This window comes from Roseivivax sp. CAU 1753, assembly GCF_054482575.1.
In genome coordinates this window covers 58,454-72,423 of sequence record NZ_JBTLRF010000002.1, presented here as the reverse complement: position 1 = coordinate 72,423, position 13,970 = coordinate 58,454, and the positions used below count along the sequence as shown (strand labels likewise).

Sequence of the window (13,970 nt, the reverse complement as noted above, 5' to 3'; positions counted from 1 at the left end):
CGTATTTTCCGACTTTCGCGAAGGCCCTCTTTATCCGCGATCACGCGGCGGTGAGCCCTGCGCGCTCAGACGACGCTCGATCGCCTCGAGCCGGACCAGGACCTGATCGCGATAGCTGTCGGTGGCGGCGTTGGCCTCTTCCGCGTGGGCGTCCTGCATCGAGTTGACGATCAGTCCGACGACCAGGTTCACCACCGCGAAGGTCGTGACCAGGATGAACGGGACGAAGAACACCCAGGCGTAGGGATAGACCTCCATCACCGGGCGCACGATACCCATCGACCAGCTTTCCAGCGTCATGATCTGGAACAGCGAATAGGCCGACCGCCCGAGCGTGCCGAACCAGTCGGGAAAGGCATCGCCGAACAGCTTGGTCGCCATGACCGCGCCGATGTAGAAGATCAGCGCCATCAGCAGGAAGACCGACGCCATGCCCGGCAGTGCGGTCAGGAAGCCTTCGACCACCCGGCGCAGGCGCGGCATGACCGACACCACCCGCAACACCCGCAGGATCCGCAGCGCCCGCAGCACCGACAGCGATTGCGAGCCGGGGATCAGCGACACCGCGACGATGGTGAAGTCGAAGACGTTCCAGCCGTTGCGAAAGAAGCGTCCGCCATGGGCGACAAGCTTGGCCGCGATCTCGATCACGAAGATCGCGAGGCACATGCGGTCCAGCGCAATGATGAACGGGCCCGCAAGGTCCATCGCGCTGTCCGAGGTTTCAAGCCCGAGAATCGCGGCATTGAACAGGATGACCACGGTGATGGCGTTGACGGTCGAGGGCCGTTCCAGAAAGGCGGTCAGACGGGAACGAAAGGTCATCGGGTCCTCATTTGATCGAGAAGGAAGCAACAAGCTCGATATGGGTCGACCAGCGGAACTGGTCCACCACCTGCAGCCAATCGAGCCGGTAGCCCGCAGCCACAAGCGTGGCGGCATCGCGCGCGAAGGTCACCGGGTTGCACGACACATGCGCGATGCGTGGGATACGCGCCGTCGCCAGTTCCGCGATTTGCGCCTCGGCCCCGGCGCGGGGCGGGTCGATCACCGCCGCGTCGATCCTGCGCAGGTCTTCCGCGAGGATCGGGTTGCGGAAGAGATCGCGCGCTTCGGTGGTGATCTTGCGCAGGCCCGTGGCCATACGCCAGCCCTGATCGAGCGCGTCGGTCATCGCCCGGGAGCCTTCGACGGCATGAACCGACGCCCGCGCCGCGACGGGTAGCGCGAAGGTGCCGCAGCCGGAAAAGAGATCGACAACGCGCTTCGCGCCTTGGGTGATTTCGAGCACCGCGGCGCATAGCGCGGCTTCGCCGTCGGGGGTGGCCTGCAGAAACCCGCCCGGTGGTGGCGTGACCGCGGCGGTGCCGAACCGGACAATTGGCGCGCGGCGTTGCAGCGTCTCTTCGGGATCCCAGGTGATGCGGGCGAGATCGTGTTCACGGGCGATGTCGGCGATCCGACCGCGCAGCACGCTGTCGACAGGCTTGCCACCGGAGACGACGACATCGAGCCCGGTATCGGTCCGCGTCACCAGCACCGACAGCGCGCCCTTGCGGGTGCTGCCCAGGATCGCGAGTTCCTCGGCCATCGGCAGGGCGGCGGCGATATCGGGGTGGACCAGCCGGCAGTGCGGCACGGGCACGATCTCGTCCGAGCGTTTCACATGGAAGCCCGCGAGCGCGCCCTTTTTGGTGCGCTTGGCCGAGAAGGTCGCCCGGCGACGGGTCTGCGGCGGCGAGGTCACGGTCGGGCGGAACGGCGCCTCGAGACCCTGCGCCGCCAGCGCGGTTTCCACCACGGCGCGTTTCCAGCGTTCGGTGAAAGCCTCGGTGGCGTGTTGCAACTGGCACCCGCCACACCGTCTGCCATGCGCGCATGGCGGGCGTACGCGATCGGTCGACGGGGTGACGATTCGCGGCGCTGCCATGATGGCGTTGTCGATGTCGCCCTCGACCTCTTCGCCGGGCAGCCCCCCCGGTACATAGACCGGGCCCGGCGCGATGCCGTCGCCGAGATGGCCCAGCCGTTCGATGATCATTCGTTGCATGCGTCGCTCATGCCCGGAAACGGCGCGGGCGTCGAGTGCGGGTTGGCGTATTTGAAAAATGGAAAGGCAGCAGCGCCGCGCCGGTCATTCCGCCGCCGCGCGGGCCTCGAAGCCGCCTGACTGTCTTTCCCAGAAGCGCGCGTAGAGCCCGCCCCGGGCGAGAAGATCCTCGTGGGTGCCTTGCTCGGCGATGCGGCCCGCGTCGAGCACCACGATCCGGTCCATGTCCGAGATCGTCGAGAGGCGGTGGGCGATGGCGATCACGGTCTTGCCGGCCATGACGCGGATCAGCGCATCCTGGATCGAGGCCTCGACCTCGGAATCGAGCGCCGAGGTCGCCTCGTCGAGGATGAAGATCGGGGCGTCCTTGAGGATGGCGCGGGCCAGGGCGATGCGTTGACGCTGGCCGCCCGACAGTTTCACGCCGCGTTCGCCGAGATGCGCATCGTAGCCCTTGCGGCCCTTGTGGTCCTGCATTTCTTCGATGAAGTCATGCGCCTCGGCCTTGCGGGCGGCGGCGATCACCGCGTCGAGGCTGGCATCGGGGCGACCGTAGCGGATGTTGTCGAACGCCGAGCGATTGAACATCGCGGTTTCCTGGGTGACCATGCCGATGCTGCGGCGCAGGCTTTCCTGGGTGACGCCCGCGATGTTCTGGCCATCGATGCGAATCTCGCCGTCTTCGGCATCGTAGAGACGCAGGAGAAGCGCGACGAGCGTCGACTTGCCCGCGCCGGATGCGCCGACGATGCCGAGTTTCTCGCCCGGGGCCACGTCAAGGCAGATGTGATCGATGCCGCCCACGGCACGGCCATAGCGGAAGCTCAGATTGTCGAGGGTGACGCGGCCTTCGGTGACCTTAAGGGCGGTGGCGCCGGGTCGGTCCTGCAAGGTATGGGCCGGGGACAGCGTGCGCATGCCGTCCTCGACCTCGCCCAGGTTGGCATAGAGCGACATCAGGGTGAAGCTGACCCAGCCGGTCATCTGCGCCAGACGCAGCGACACCGCACCGGTGGCGGCGATGTCGCCCGCGGTCACCAGCCCGAGGTTCCAGTACCAAAGCGCACCGCCCACCAGCAGGACCGGCAGAACCCCCGCAAGCGCCATCAGCCAGAACCGGAACACGACCGACACCTGCCCGAATTCGAGCGCGCGCACGCGGTAGGCGCGCATGGCGTTGAGGGCGGCGCGGTCTTCGTGGTCGGAATGGGCGAAGAGCTTGACCGTCTTGATGTTGGTGATCGTGTCGACAACCTGCCCCGTCACTGTGGCCCGGGCCGCCGCGCGCGCCTTGGAATGCTTGCGGATGCGCGGCATGAAGGCGCGGATGAAGACCGCGTAGACCACGATCCAGGCCACCAGCCCCATGGCGATCCGCGCATCGACCGTGCCCAGCAGCAGCACCGCGCCGATCACCGAGGCCAGTGCGAAGAGAATCGTGTGAATGGCTTCGATCACCACTTCGGTCAGCGCGCGCGAGGTCTGCATTTCCTTTTGCGAGATGCGTCCCGCAAAATCGTTGTCGAAGAAGGTGACCGCCTGGCCAAGGGTGTAGCGGTGCAGCCGCGACAGGACGAGGGTGAGGACGTTCGGCTGCACCACGATGGACTGGAAGAAGGTGTTGATCCCGAGGATCACCGGGCGCAACAGCACGAAGAACAACAGCGCCCCGACAAGGATGCCGGTCTGCGCGGTAAAGATACTGCCCGCGCCGGAGGCCAGCGCGGCATCGACCACGTGACCCAGGATCAGCGCCGCCATGACCTCGATCACGCCCGCGACGATGGACAGGATCGCGGCGACCGCCAGCACCGGCCATGCGCCGTCGAGGGCCCAGCCGAAGAAGGCCAGGATCGATCGGGGGGGCGGGCCCGGGGCCGGGCGAAACGGGTCGATCCACCGGCTTGGCGTGGTCCAGGGAAAGGCGCGCCTTGCGCTGTGCGTGTCGCTCATTCTGCCGCCTCGCCTTCATCGGTGTCGAAACTGAGGAATCCGCCCGATTGGCGACTCCAGAACCCGGCATATAGCCCGCCTTGCTGCAAAAGCGCGGCGTGGCTGCCTTGTTCGACGATTCGCCCGTCATCCATCACGAGAATGCGATCCAGATGGGCGATGGTCGACAGCCGGTGCGCGATGGCGATCACGGTCTTGCCCTCCATCATGCCGTAGAGCGTGTCCTGGATCGCGGCTTCGACTTCGGAATCGAGCGCCGATGTCGCCTCGTCGAGCACAAGGATCGGCGCGTCCTTCAGGATGACCCGCGCCAGTGCGATGCGTTGCCGTTGGCCGCCCGACAGCTTCACGCCGCGTTCGCCGACATGGGCATCAAAGCCGCGACGGCCCTCGGAATCCACGAGGTCGAGGATGAACGCGTGCGCCTGCGCCTGCTCTGCCGCGCGGATCATCGCGTCCTCGCCCGCATCTGGGCGTCCGTAAAGGATGTTGTCGCGGATCGAGCGGTGCAACAGCGCCGAATCCTGCTGCACCATGCCGATCTTGGCGCGCAGGCTGGCCTGGGTGACCGCGGCGATGTCCTGACCGTCGATCAGGACCCGGCCGCCCTCGGCGTCGTAGAACCGCAACAGCAGCTTGACGAGGGTGGACTTGCCCGCGCCAGAACGGCCCACGAGACCGACCTTTTCGCCCGGCGCGATGGTCAGGTCGATCGCATCGAGGCCACCCTGCCCGCGACCGTAATGGTGGGTCAGCCGGTCGAGGGTGATCTGGCCCCTGTTCAGCGACAACTGCCCGGCATCGGGTCGATCCAGCAGGGTGATCGGCTGGGCGATGGTTTCCATCCCTTCCTGCACGATGCCGAGCTGCTGGAAGAAATTCGTCAGCGCCCACATGATCCAGCCGGTCATCGCGTTGATCCGCAGGGTCAGCGCCGTCGCCGCCGCCACCGTTCCGACGGTGGCCACGCCAAGCCCCCAGAACCACAGCGCCATACCGGTGACGCCAACGATCAGCACCCCGTTGAGGATCGCCAGCGCCACGTCCATGATGGTGTAGAGGCGCATCTCGGCCTGGAATGTTTCCTGCGTGTGCCTGATCGCCTCGCGGGCGTATTCCAGTTCCCGCTCGTGATGGGCGAACATCTTGATCGCGTGGATATTGGTGTAGCTGTCGACAACCCGCCCGGTCAGTTCGGACCGCGCGTTCGACGCATTGCGCGAGGCGACCCTGATGCGCCTGACCGTCCAGATCATCAGCGCGATGTAGAACCCCAGCCAGATCAGAAGCGGGGCCATGAGCCAGGGATCGGCGATGCCCAAAAGCACCAGCGAGCCCAGCACATAGGCGGTGGAATAGGTCAGCGCATCGAAGATCTGGAATGTCGCCTCGTTCACCGCCGAGGGCGTCTGCATGATGCGATTGGCTATGCGCCCCGCGAAGTCGTTCTCGAACCAGCCGACGGACTGGCGCAGGACATGCCTGTGCGCGCGCCAGCGCACCACGGTGCCGAGCTGCGGCATCATCGCGTTGTTCAGGATTAGCACGTCGATGGCCTGAAACAGCGGGCGCAGGATCAGAATGAAGGCCGCGAGCGCGATCAGCGCATAGCCGTGCCGATCCCAGACCTGCGCCGGGCCTTCGGCCAGGATGTCGACAACCCAGCCCATCGCCCAGATCAGCCCTATTTCGACGGCGGCGACGACAATCGACAGGACCGTCGCAAACGCGAAGATCCGGTGGAAGGGCCGGGTGTATTCCCACATGAACGGCCAGAGCCTCTGCGGCGGGCGGTCGTTCGCGGGGTAGGGCGCGAAGGGGTCGATCAGGTTTTCGAAGAAACGGAACATGGCCGGACATGCCTTTGGTCGCAAATCGAGGGGAAACGCGGGCGGGGCGTCGGCAAGCCGGTGTCCGCGGGTGCAAGATGGATGCCTGTCAGACGTCGTCGCGTCGGGTCGCTTACGGTCGCTCGGTAATGCTGCGACCGTCCGTGTGTGTACCGCGACAGGCGGCGGAAGTCACGCCCGGGGGCCGGGGTCCAGCAGCGCCGCGCGGGTCAGGGTGAAGTCCGACGCGATCCATCTGGCCTCGAGCGATGCCAGGCGCGCGCCCAGCGCCGCGCCCGACAGCCCCGGCATAAGATCCTTCGCGCCGACCGGGAAGGTCTGGTCTGCGCCGAAAGCGGCCCGTTCCAGCGCAGTGACATCGAGCGGTTGTTCCAGCAGGGTGGCGCGAAGCAGCAGCCCGTCGCGCGCCGCCTCTGCGCCATAGATGTATCCCAGCGCCGCGGGACCTTCGGTACTTTCGACGATGGCGCGCAGCATCTCCAGCCTGCGGGCCTGCGCCTTCGACAGGCGCAGGCCCTTGCCGTCGATATCGCCCAGTGACGCCAGCCTGCGCAGCGGGTCGGGTGCGATTGAGGTCTCATCCTCGAGGTCCACCAACCGGGTCAGCGGGCGCGGGTCGGCCCCCGGCAGCAACATCCCGAGCGCGCCCGTCGCCGCCATTGACGACATGGCGGGCGCGGGATCGGGCGCTGCGAGCAGCTTGAGCATCTCGGCTCCGACGCGTTCGCGTGACAGGGTCGCCAAACCGTCAAGATTGTCCGCAATCGCGGCCAGGGCGTCGGCGTCGAACCCCAGCGCCGGATCCCCGTACCAGGCGGCGAACCGGAAGAAGCGCAATGCGCGCAGGTAATCTTCGCGGAGGCGCTGCCCGGCGTCTTCGATGAACCGCACGCGCCGGACCCGAAGATCCGGAAGCGCCCCCAGCGGGTCCAGCACGTGACCGTGCCGATCCGCATATAGCGCGTTCATGGTGAAATCGCGCCGCCGCGCATCTTCGGCGACGTCGCGGGAAAACTGCACGACCGCATGACGCCCGTCGGTGTCGATATCGGCGCGAAAGGTGGTCACTTCGAAACCTTCATGCCCGGAGACCACGGTGATGGTTCCGTGATCCCGACCGGTCGGAACGGCCCTCAGCCCGGCCTCCTGCGCCGCGCGGATGGTTTCATCCGGCGTGGCATCGGTGGCAATATCGAGATCGGCCACCGGTTGCCCAAGCAGCGCATTTCGCACGCATCCGCCCACCGCCAGGGCCCGGTGGCCGCGTTTCTCAAGCGCGTCGAACACCGCTTGCGCATGCGCCGCGCGCAGCCAGTCGCCGGTCACTTCGGTCATGCGGACATCCTGTCGGCCAGGCCATACAGCACCCGGGCCGTCGCACCCCAGATGTAATAGGGACCGAACGGGGCCGCGTAGTAGTGGCGACGTGCGCCGCGCCAGCGCCGGTACTGAACCGTGAACCGCGCCGGATCGACCACGTGCGCCAGCGGCACGGTAAAGATCTCGGCCACCTCGCCGGGTTCGGGCAGCGGTGCGAAAGCCGCCGTCACCAGGCCGACGACCGGCTCCATGATGAAGCCGGTCACCGTTTCGTGCGGTGGCAGGGCGCCCAGGATCGACACGGCTGCCGGTGGCAGGCCGATTTCCTCATGCGCTTCGCGCAGGGCCGCGGCCTTCGCATCGGCATCGCCGGGATCGACCTTGCCGCCCGGAAAAGCGATCTGGCCGGGGTGGTGCTTCAGCCGCGACGACCGTTTCGTCAGAATGAGATGCAGCGCACCGCCGCTTTCGATCACCGGCACCAACACCCCCGCCGAGCGCAGTTTGCGGCCCTCCGGCAAAACCACGTCCGGGTTCAGATCGTAATCCGACGAAGGCCGCGTCGTGACCGCAAGCGCGCGGTGCAACGCGGCCAGCTGGTCATTGGCCTGCATCCTTCGCCTCGAATCCGACGGTCGCGGGATCCAGCTCGTAATGTGCGCTGCAGAACTGACAATCGGCGGTCACGATCCCTTCCTCCGTCGTCATCTTCTCGATGTCGCGGGCCGAATAGATCGACAGCGACCGCCGCACCCGATCTTCCGAACAGGTGCATCCGAAGCGCACCGCCTGGGCGTCGAACACGCGCGGCTGTTCTTCGTGGAACAGCCGTACCAGAAGGTCCGTCGGCGGCAGGCTGGGGCCGATCAGTTCGATCGCTTCCACCGTATCGAGATGGAAATTGGCACGGCGCCAATGCTCTCCCTCGTCCTCCGACAGGATGTCGTCCGCATGCAGCAACCCCCCCTCGCCCGAGCCGCCCTCACCCATCAGGGGCGAGGCTTTGGGCATGTGCTGCAGCATCATGCCACCGGCGCGCCAGTGCTCGGTGCCGCCCTTTTCGGTCGAGCGCCCGAAGAGCAGCTGAAACCGCGTCGGAAGCTGCTCGGACTGGGCAAAATAGGCCTCGGCGGCATCCGACAGTGACGTGCGCGTCAGCGGGGTGATGCCTTTGTAGGGTTGCATGCCCGCGCCCTGGTCGATCAGGACGGCAAAGTAGCCTTCGCCCAGCTGATCCATCGGCGCACCATCGGTGATGCGGTCGGGATCGAAGCTGGCATAGGCGCGGATGCGACCTGCGTCTCCTTCCTTTTCGGGGGCATAGAAATCCGTCGCGATCATGCGCACGGGACCGTTCGTCTGCACCTGCAGCGACAGTTTCCAGCGCAGCTTGATGGTCTGGCCGATCAAGGCGGTCAGCAACGCCATCTCTGCCACCAGCGCCTCGACGGCGGGCGGGTAGTCATGTTGCCGCAGGATGCCCTCGAGCACACCATCCAGTCGCGCCACACGACCGCGGATATCCGAGCGGTCGAGCTGGAACGGAAGCACGGTATCATCCCATGCGATCTTGGGTCCGAATGTCATCGAATTCCCTTCTGGACGTTGTTTGACTTGATCGCTCTATATAAGAGGCCGGTTCGCGCGTCCAAGGGTGTGCGACCTGCGCTGCGTTCAAGGGTGCTATGCATATGATCATGCGTGTCGACAAGCCGCCGCGGCCGGGCCGTCGTTACCGGCTGCGGCGCGGAGCCTATGCAGTCCTGCATCGCGGGCCGGACATCCTGCTGACGCATCAGGACGCGCCGCATCGCGAGTTTCAGCTACCGGGGGGCGGAATCGACCCCGGGGAATCGCCATTGCACGCGTTGCACCGGGAGGTGTTCGAGGAGACCGGATGGCGCATCGGCAAGCCGCGCCGGCTGGGCGCGTTCCGTCGCTTCACCTTCATGCCGGAATACGACATCTGGGCAGAGAAGCTGTGCACGGTTTATGCCGCCCGCGCCGTCCTGCGCCTGGGTGCGCCGACCGAGGCGGGCCATAGTGCTGTCTGGTTGCCCGGATCGGCGGCGGTCGATGCACTGGACAATCCGGGCGACAGGCATTTCCTGAGCAGGCATCTGAGCCTGAACTCAGCCGCGATACTCCAGCAAGGCAGCTGATATGTCGTCCGAAAGGTTCGCCCCGTCCGGCATGGCATGGATCAGACCCGTATAGAGATCGTCCAGGAACTCCGCGCTGACCCGGTTGGAGGGGATCGCGCGCACGAGCCCGGTCAGACCGTCCTCGCCCAGAGCCGCGCCGGATTTGGTATCGGCCTCGATGAAACCATCCGAATATATCAGCAGTCGGTCGCCGGGTTCGAGCGCGACTTCGGTCCGCTCATGCGTCACGCGATCGATCAACCCGATCGGAAGTCCGCCGCTGCCGACAAAGGTCAGTGTGCCGTCGGCGCGAATGATCAGGGGGTTCGGATGGCCCGCCTGCACCATCGTCATGTGCCCGTTCACCAGGTCGAAGGTTCCATAGAGCATGGTAAAATATTCTTCCACGCCGGGGTCGGAGGTCAGGCGATCATTCAGTCTTTGCGCAACACTTTCAGGGGGTTGTGCATCCAGGAACCGGTCAGAACCGATAAGTGCCACGTTCTGCTCCGGGTGCCGGTCGCTGAGATAGCCTGCGACACGGGCAGCCACCATCGACGAGGCGATTCCGTGGCCTGATACGTCGATGCCAAAGATGCCGATGCGGGACGGTCCGGCCTGAAATGCCCCGACCAGATCCCCGCCCACATGGCCGCAGGGCTGCAACAGGAGACTGACCCGCGCCTGGCCGAAATCCCGCACCCGTTCCGGCACGAGAGAGGCCTGGATTCGCCGCGCATGATGCAGGTCGCGGTCGATCGCGGCGTAGGCGGCCTGCAATTTCTCGAGCGTTTCCGAGATCACGGTATTCTTGGCGCGCAGTTCGCGTTGCATCCGGACGAGCCTGTCGGCGGCATGAATGCGCGCCCGCAACTCCTGCGGGTTGACCGGTTTTGACAGGTAGTCGTCGGCCCCCGCATCCAGGCCTTGCGCGATCTCGGACTTTTCGCTGCGCGAACTGAGAAGGATGAAATAGGCGAAATGATCGCCGCAAAGACCGCGGAACTGTCGACAGAACGCGATGCCGTCCATGCCCGGCATGATCCAGTCCGACAGAACCAGGTCCGGAGCGTGCTCTGCGGCGATGCGCAAAGCCTCTGCACCGGACCGTGCCTGCATCACCTCGTAGCCCCAACGCCCGACCAACCGCGCCAGAACCATCAGTTGCGCGGCACTGTCATCGACGATCAGAACGCGTTTGACGCCCTGCGCACCGCCCGGGGACGCATCGGCCCGCACAGCCGTCTGGGGCAGCATCGCTGCCGAAAGGGTCATATTCTGGCTCGCATCATGAACACATACCGGTCGCCGCAACTGTCCAAGGGATACCGGTCGCAGTCTTAACAATCCCTGAAATCTCCCCAAGAAAACGATTCATCATTTGTTATTGTCGCCGCGCGATGGTGGCCCGAGAGAGAGGCCCGAAATGATCGACTGGACACGCGTCAAGGAGTTGGAAACCGAAATCGGCAAGGAGGATTTCGACGAGGTCGCACTGTTGTTCATTGCCGAGATGGACGCGGACCTTGCCGCCCTGCCAGCAGCGCTGGGGGATGCAACCGCGTTGCGCGACCGGTTGCACGCGATGAAGGGCAGTGCACTGAATCTGGGGTTCGAGGCGTTTGCCGAAATTTGTTCGGATGGCGAGGCGCGAGCGCAGGCGGGCGACGCATTTGCGGTCGATGTCGCGACGGTATCGGCGGTTTATGACGCGTCGAAACAGGCGTTCGCGACACAGTGCTCCGCCGGTTCGTTGCCCGATTCGGACGCCGTCAGAAGCGGCGGTGAAGATCCGAGATATCAGACGGCCCATCCGCCATGATCTTCGCACGCAAGCGTTGCATGCCGTCAAGCCAGCGCTCCGGATCGTTGGCCCGTCGTATGAAAAAGTCGCTGGCTTCCTGGTGCGGCAGGATCAGGAAGCGGCCCTCGGAAATGCCTTGCAGGGTGCTTTGCGCCACCTCTTCAGACGACAGGACCCGCGCATTCGCAGGCATGTCGCCTTCCGCATAGCCGAGAAGCGGGGTGGCCACATAGAGCGGGCACACGACCGAAACATGGATGCCCTGATGTCCGTGTTCGATTGCAAGCGATTGCGCCAGGCTGACCGCGGCGTGTTTGGTCGCCGAATAGGCGGCATCTCCGATCTGGGTCAGCAGGCCCGCCGCCGATGCCACGTTGATCAGCGCACCGTCGCCGCGCGCGACCATGCCAGGCAACAGCAAACGCGCCGCGCGCAGATGTGCCATGACATGCAGGTCGAAGCTGCGCTGCCAATGGGCGTCATCTGCCGAGGTCGGCCCATCGGGCTCGCCTTTGGCCATACCCGCGTTCGACACCAGAATGTCGATCCGTCCCTGCCACGCTTGCGCCCGGGCGATCATCTCCGACACCGCGTCGGGGTTGGTCATGTCGCAGCCAATGCCCAGGCCGCCGCATGTCCGGGCAACTTCCGCCGCGCTGGAGGCGTCGATATCGACTGCCACGATACGCGCGCCCGCATCGGCCAGCGCGGTGGCAAGCGCGCGACCGATGCCCTGCCCCGCGCCGGTGACAAGCGCGATTCGTCCCGCGACATCCATCAGATCAGGAATTCCGCGAGTATCTCGTCTTCGGTGATGTCCCGATATGTAAAACCCTTGGCGTCGAGATCGGAAAACAGCCGGTCGAAATTGCGCGCCGCGCTGGTTTCAATCCCGATCAGGACGGAGCCGAAGTTGCGGGCCGATTTTTTCAGGTATTCGAACCGCGCGATATCGTCGTCGGGACCCAGCGTGCCGAGAAAGTCCCTTAATGCGCCGGGACGTTGCGGCAGGCGCAGGATGAAATACTTCTTCACACCCGAGAAACGCTGTGCCCGTTCCTTGACCTCGGGCAATCGTTCGAAGTCGAAATTCCCTCCGGTGGTGACGCACACGACGGTCTTGCCGCGGATCGACTGGCCCAGATCCTTGAGCGCATCGACCGACAGCGCGCCCGCGGGTTCCAGCACGATTCCCTCGACGTTCAGCATCTCGAGGATCGTCGTGCACAGCCTGTCTTCCGGGATCGTGAGCATATTGGCCAGCCCCACACCCTTCAGCCGTGCGAATGTCCGTTCGCCGATCCGGGCCACGGCGGCGCCATCGGCGAAGGTGTTGACCTTGTCCAGGGACACCGGCTCGCCTGCGCGCAGCGCCGCATGCAGGCAGGCCCCGCCGGACGGCTCGACAAAAGTCCAGTTCGGGCCGTTGCCGAAATAACCGAGCATGCCCGCGGAAAGTCCGCCGCCACCCACCGGCACGATGACGTGTTCGGGGATACGCCCCATCTCCTGCTCGATTTCGAACGCGACGGTCGCCTGGCCCTCGATCACATCCTCATCGTCGAAGGGCGACAGGAAATGCCCGCCGGCCTCGGCGCAAAAGGTCTGGGCCGCGCGCAGGCAGTCATCGAAGTAATCCCCCACCATGCGCAGCTCGACCGCATCGCCCCCGAAAATCCGGGTCTTCTGGATCTTTTGCTGCGGCGTGGTGACCGGCATGAAGATCACGCCTTTCTTGCCGAAGTGCCGACACATATAGGCCACACCCTGCGCGTGGTTGCCCGCAGAGGCCGCGACGAACAGGTCCTGTTCGGGCCGCTTGCGCATGGCATTGAAAGCCCCGCGCAACTTGTAGGAACGGACCGGGCTGAGATCTTCCCGCTTCAGCCAGATATCGGCGCCATATTGGTCGGACAGGTGGGAATTGCGCAAAAGCTGCGTGGCGGGAAACACCGCACGCATGGCTTCCGCGGCGGCGCGGACGGTTTGGGCAAAATCATTCATGCAGCGTTGGTGGCCGAAGGACCCGCGCAAGGCAAGGCATCACGCGATCGGGCGGCCCTGCACGTAATGGCCATAGATGGTCGTCAGAACCGAGGCGGACACCAGGGTGACGAACCAGTTGATGACGATGAACATGATGGTGCCAAGCCCGGTCGACAGGCTGGAGACCAACAGCACGGGCACCTGAACCAGCAGCGCCGCAAACACCCCGAGTAGCGCGAGTGCAATGGCCGTCCCGTTGGCCTGGGATGTTGCCTCCCAGGCCTGCCGGAAACCGAAAGTGTCGCCGACAGCAGCGGCAGGCAGCGCTGGCGCCAGTCGAAATCCGAGCACAATGCCAAAAAACAGGCCGAACAAGACCCCGACGCCCGCAAGGACCGGCACCGCGACGGCAACGATGGCCGCAGGCAGTCCGACGGCGAATGCGACACCGAAACCAAGGACGATCGAGCGCCAGAAATACCCCAGCATCGAAGCCCCGTGGAAGGCAGGCAGCCAGCCCGTGGGATATTCCTCGAGCAGCACGAACCTGTGCCACGCCACCGCGATCCAGAGCGTGATGACGATCTGCAAGAGCGCCGCGAAGAAGATGCTGCCCATTTCGCCGGGGTCCATTTCGATCATGTCGCTGTCCATGTCCATCATGGCATCCTGACCGCCAAGCAGGGTCACCTGCACCACCGCGTAGATCGCGTAAAGCGCGCCGGAAATGCGCAAGGCGTCCCAACGGTTGCGCCAGACCAGCAGGACGGAATGCGAAAAGATTGCCCAGGCTTTCATCGGCTCAAGTCCCCGTCGTCGAATATTGCGCAGGGCTAGCATGACGCCTTCGTCTCGACTAGGCG

Annotated in this window: 13 protein-coding genes; 2 read left to right on the top strand and 11 right to left on the bottom strand. The window is 65.2% G+C overall.

Annotated features, from left to right (window positions below):
• Positions 1-30: 30 nt before the first annotated feature.
• The 7 genes from ACXYMN_RS05240 to hslO all read right to left on the bottom strand — a co-directional run bounded on the left by ACXYMN_RS05240 (position 31) and on the right by hslO (position 8,760).
• Positions 31-825 (bottom strand): ion transporter, encoded by a 795-nt coding sequence (locus ACXYMN_RS05240; RefSeq protein ID WP_459012437.1) that lies wholly within the window; start codon positions 823-825, stop codon positions 31-33.
• Positions 826-832: 7 nt separating this feature from the next.
• Complete coding sequence (locus tag ACXYMN_RS05235; RefSeq protein WP_459012436.1) at positions 833-2,050, bottom strand: class I SAM-dependent RNA methyltransferase; 1,218 nt, start codon at positions 2,048-2,050, stop codon at positions 833-835.
• An 84-nt stretch (positions 2,051-2,134) separates the two neighbouring features.
• Positions 2,135-4,003 carry an ABC transporter ATP-binding protein gene (locus tag ACXYMN_RS05230; RefSeq protein WP_459012435.1) on the bottom strand — a complete coding sequence of 623 codons (1,869 nt, stop codon included), beginning with the start codon at positions 4,001-4,003 and terminating at the stop codon, positions 2,135-2,137.
• On the bottom strand, positions 4,000-5,853 hold the full coding sequence (locus ACXYMN_RS05225; RefSeq protein ID WP_459012434.1) for an ABC transporter ATP-binding protein: 1,854 nt from the start codon (positions 5,851-5,853) through the stop codon (positions 4,000-4,002). Before ACXYMN_RS05225 ends, ACXYMN_RS05230 begins: the two co-directional genes overlap by 4 nt.
• 171 nt (positions 5,854-6,024) lie before the next feature.
• Entirely contained in the window at positions 6,025-7,188 is a 1,164-nt protein-coding gene (locus ACXYMN_RS05220) for a CCA tRNA nucleotidyltransferase (protein ID WP_459012433.1), read from the bottom strand.
• Positions 7,185-7,787, bottom strand: coding sequence for a CoA pyrophosphatase (locus ACXYMN_RS05215; RefSeq protein WP_459012432.1), 603 nt, complete (start codon positions 7,785-7,787; stop codon positions 7,185-7,187). Before ACXYMN_RS05215 ends, ACXYMN_RS05220 begins: the two co-directional genes overlap by 4 nt.
• Positions 7,774-8,760, bottom strand: a complete 987-nt coding sequence (gene hslO / locus ACXYMN_RS05210) for an Hsp33 family molecular chaperone HslO (RefSeq protein ID WP_459012431.1) — start codon at positions 8,758-8,760, stop codon at positions 7,774-7,776. The genes ACXYMN_RS05215 and hslO overlap by 14 nt, the downstream gene beginning before the upstream one ends.
• A gap of 104 nt (positions 8,761-8,864) precedes the next feature.
• Here hslO and ACXYMN_RS05205 point away from each other — a divergent pair, with 104 nt between their 5' ends.
• Positions 8,865-9,335 carry an NUDIX domain-containing protein gene (locus ACXYMN_RS05205; protein WP_459012430.1) on the top strand — a complete coding sequence of 157 codons (471 nt, stop codon included), beginning with the start codon at positions 8,865-8,867 and terminating at the stop codon, positions 9,333-9,335.
• Here ACXYMN_RS05205 and ACXYMN_RS05200 read toward each other — a convergent pair.
• A complete protein-coding gene (locus ACXYMN_RS05200; RefSeq protein WP_459012429.1) occupies positions 9,306-10,592 on the bottom strand; it encodes a PP2C family protein-serine/threonine phosphatase in 1,287 nt (428 codons plus the stop codon). The two genes, ACXYMN_RS05205 and ACXYMN_RS05200, sit on opposite strands and share 30 nt — an antisense overlap.
• A gap of 151 nt (positions 10,593-10,743) precedes the next feature.
• Between ACXYMN_RS05200 and ACXYMN_RS05195 the strand changes: the two genes are divergently transcribed.
• Positions 10,744-11,139, top strand: coding sequence for an Hpt domain-containing protein (locus ACXYMN_RS05195; protein WP_459012428.1), 396 nt, complete (start codon positions 10,744-10,746; stop codon positions 11,137-11,139).
• On the opposite strand, the gene ACXYMN_RS05190 is transcribed toward ACXYMN_RS05195, so the two are convergent.
• Genes ACXYMN_RS05190 through ACXYMN_RS05180 form a run of 3 tightly spaced genes read right to left on the bottom strand, consistent with a single transcriptional unit; the run spans position 11,090 to position 13,905 of the window.
• Positions 11,090-11,899: an SDR family NAD(P)-dependent oxidoreductase gene (locus ACXYMN_RS05190; RefSeq protein WP_459012427.1), complete on the bottom strand. Its 810-nt coding sequence runs from the start codon at positions 11,897-11,899 to the stop codon at positions 11,090-11,092. The two genes, ACXYMN_RS05195 and ACXYMN_RS05190, sit on opposite strands and share 50 nt — an antisense overlap.
• A complete protein-coding gene (gene ilvA, locus ACXYMN_RS05185; RefSeq protein ID WP_459012426.1) occupies positions 11,899-13,125 on the bottom strand; it encodes a threonine ammonia-lyase IlvA in 1,227 nt (408 codons plus the stop codon). The genes ACXYMN_RS05190 and ilvA overlap by 1 nt, the downstream gene beginning before the upstream one ends.
• Positions 13,126-13,164: 39 nt before the next feature.
• Positions 13,165-13,905, bottom strand: coding sequence for a hypothetical protein (locus ACXYMN_RS05180; protein WP_459012425.1), 741 nt, complete (start codon positions 13,903-13,905; stop codon positions 13,165-13,167).
• Positions 13,906-13,970 lie beyond the last annotated feature (65 nt).

Bases quoted from the DNA above. Each gene is read 5' to 3' on its own strand.
- ACXYMN_RS05235 (WP_459012436.1), bottom strand. From the start codon at position 2,050: ATGCAACGAATGATCATCGAACGGCTGGGCCATCTCGGCGACGGCATC.
- ACXYMN_RS05220 (WP_459012433.1), bottom strand. From the start codon at position 7,188: ATGACCGAAGTGACCGGCGACTGGCTGCGCGCGGCGCATGCGCAAGCG.
- ACXYMN_RS05190 (WP_459012427.1), bottom strand. From the start codon at position 11,899: ATGGATGTCGCGGGACGAATCGCGCTTGTCACCGGCGCGGGGCAGGGC.
- ACXYMN_RS05225 (WP_459012434.1), bottom strand. From the start codon at position 5,853: ATGTTCCGTTTCTTCGAAAACCTGATCGACCCCTTCGCGCCCTACCCC.
- ACXYMN_RS05215 (WP_459012432.1), bottom strand. From the start codon at position 7,787: ATGCAGGCCAATGACCAGCTGGCCGCGTTGCACCGCGCGCTTGCGGTC.
- ilvA (WP_459012426.1), bottom strand. From the start codon at position 13,125: ATGAATGATTTTGCCCAAACCGTCCGCGCCGCCGCGGAAGCCATGCGT.
- ACXYMN_RS05205 (WP_459012430.1), top strand. From the start codon at position 8,865: ATGATCATGCGTGTCGACAAGCCGCCGCGGCCGGGCCGTCGTTACCGG.
- ACXYMN_RS05230 (WP_459012435.1), bottom strand. From the start codon at position 4,003: ATGAGCGACACGCACAGCGCAAGGCGCGCCTTTCCCTGGACCACGCCA.
- ACXYMN_RS05180 (WP_459012425.1), bottom strand. From the start codon at position 13,905: ATGAAAGCCTGGGCAATCTTTTCGCATTCCGTCCTGCTGGTCTGGCGC.
- ACXYMN_RS05195 (WP_459012428.1), top strand. From the start codon at position 10,744: ATGATCGACTGGACACGCGTCAAGGAGTTGGAAACCGAAATCGGCAAG.
- hslO (WP_459012431.1), bottom strand. From the start codon at position 8,760: ATGACATTCGGACCCAAGATCGCATGGGATGATACCGTGCTTCCGTTC.
- ACXYMN_RS05200 (WP_459012429.1), bottom strand. From the start codon at position 10,592: ATGACCCTTTCGGCAGCGATGCTGCCCCAGACGGCTGTGCGGGCCGAT.
- ACXYMN_RS05240 (WP_459012437.1), bottom strand. From the start codon at position 825: ATGACCTTTCGTTCCCGTCTGACCGCCTTTCTGGAACGGCCCTCGACC.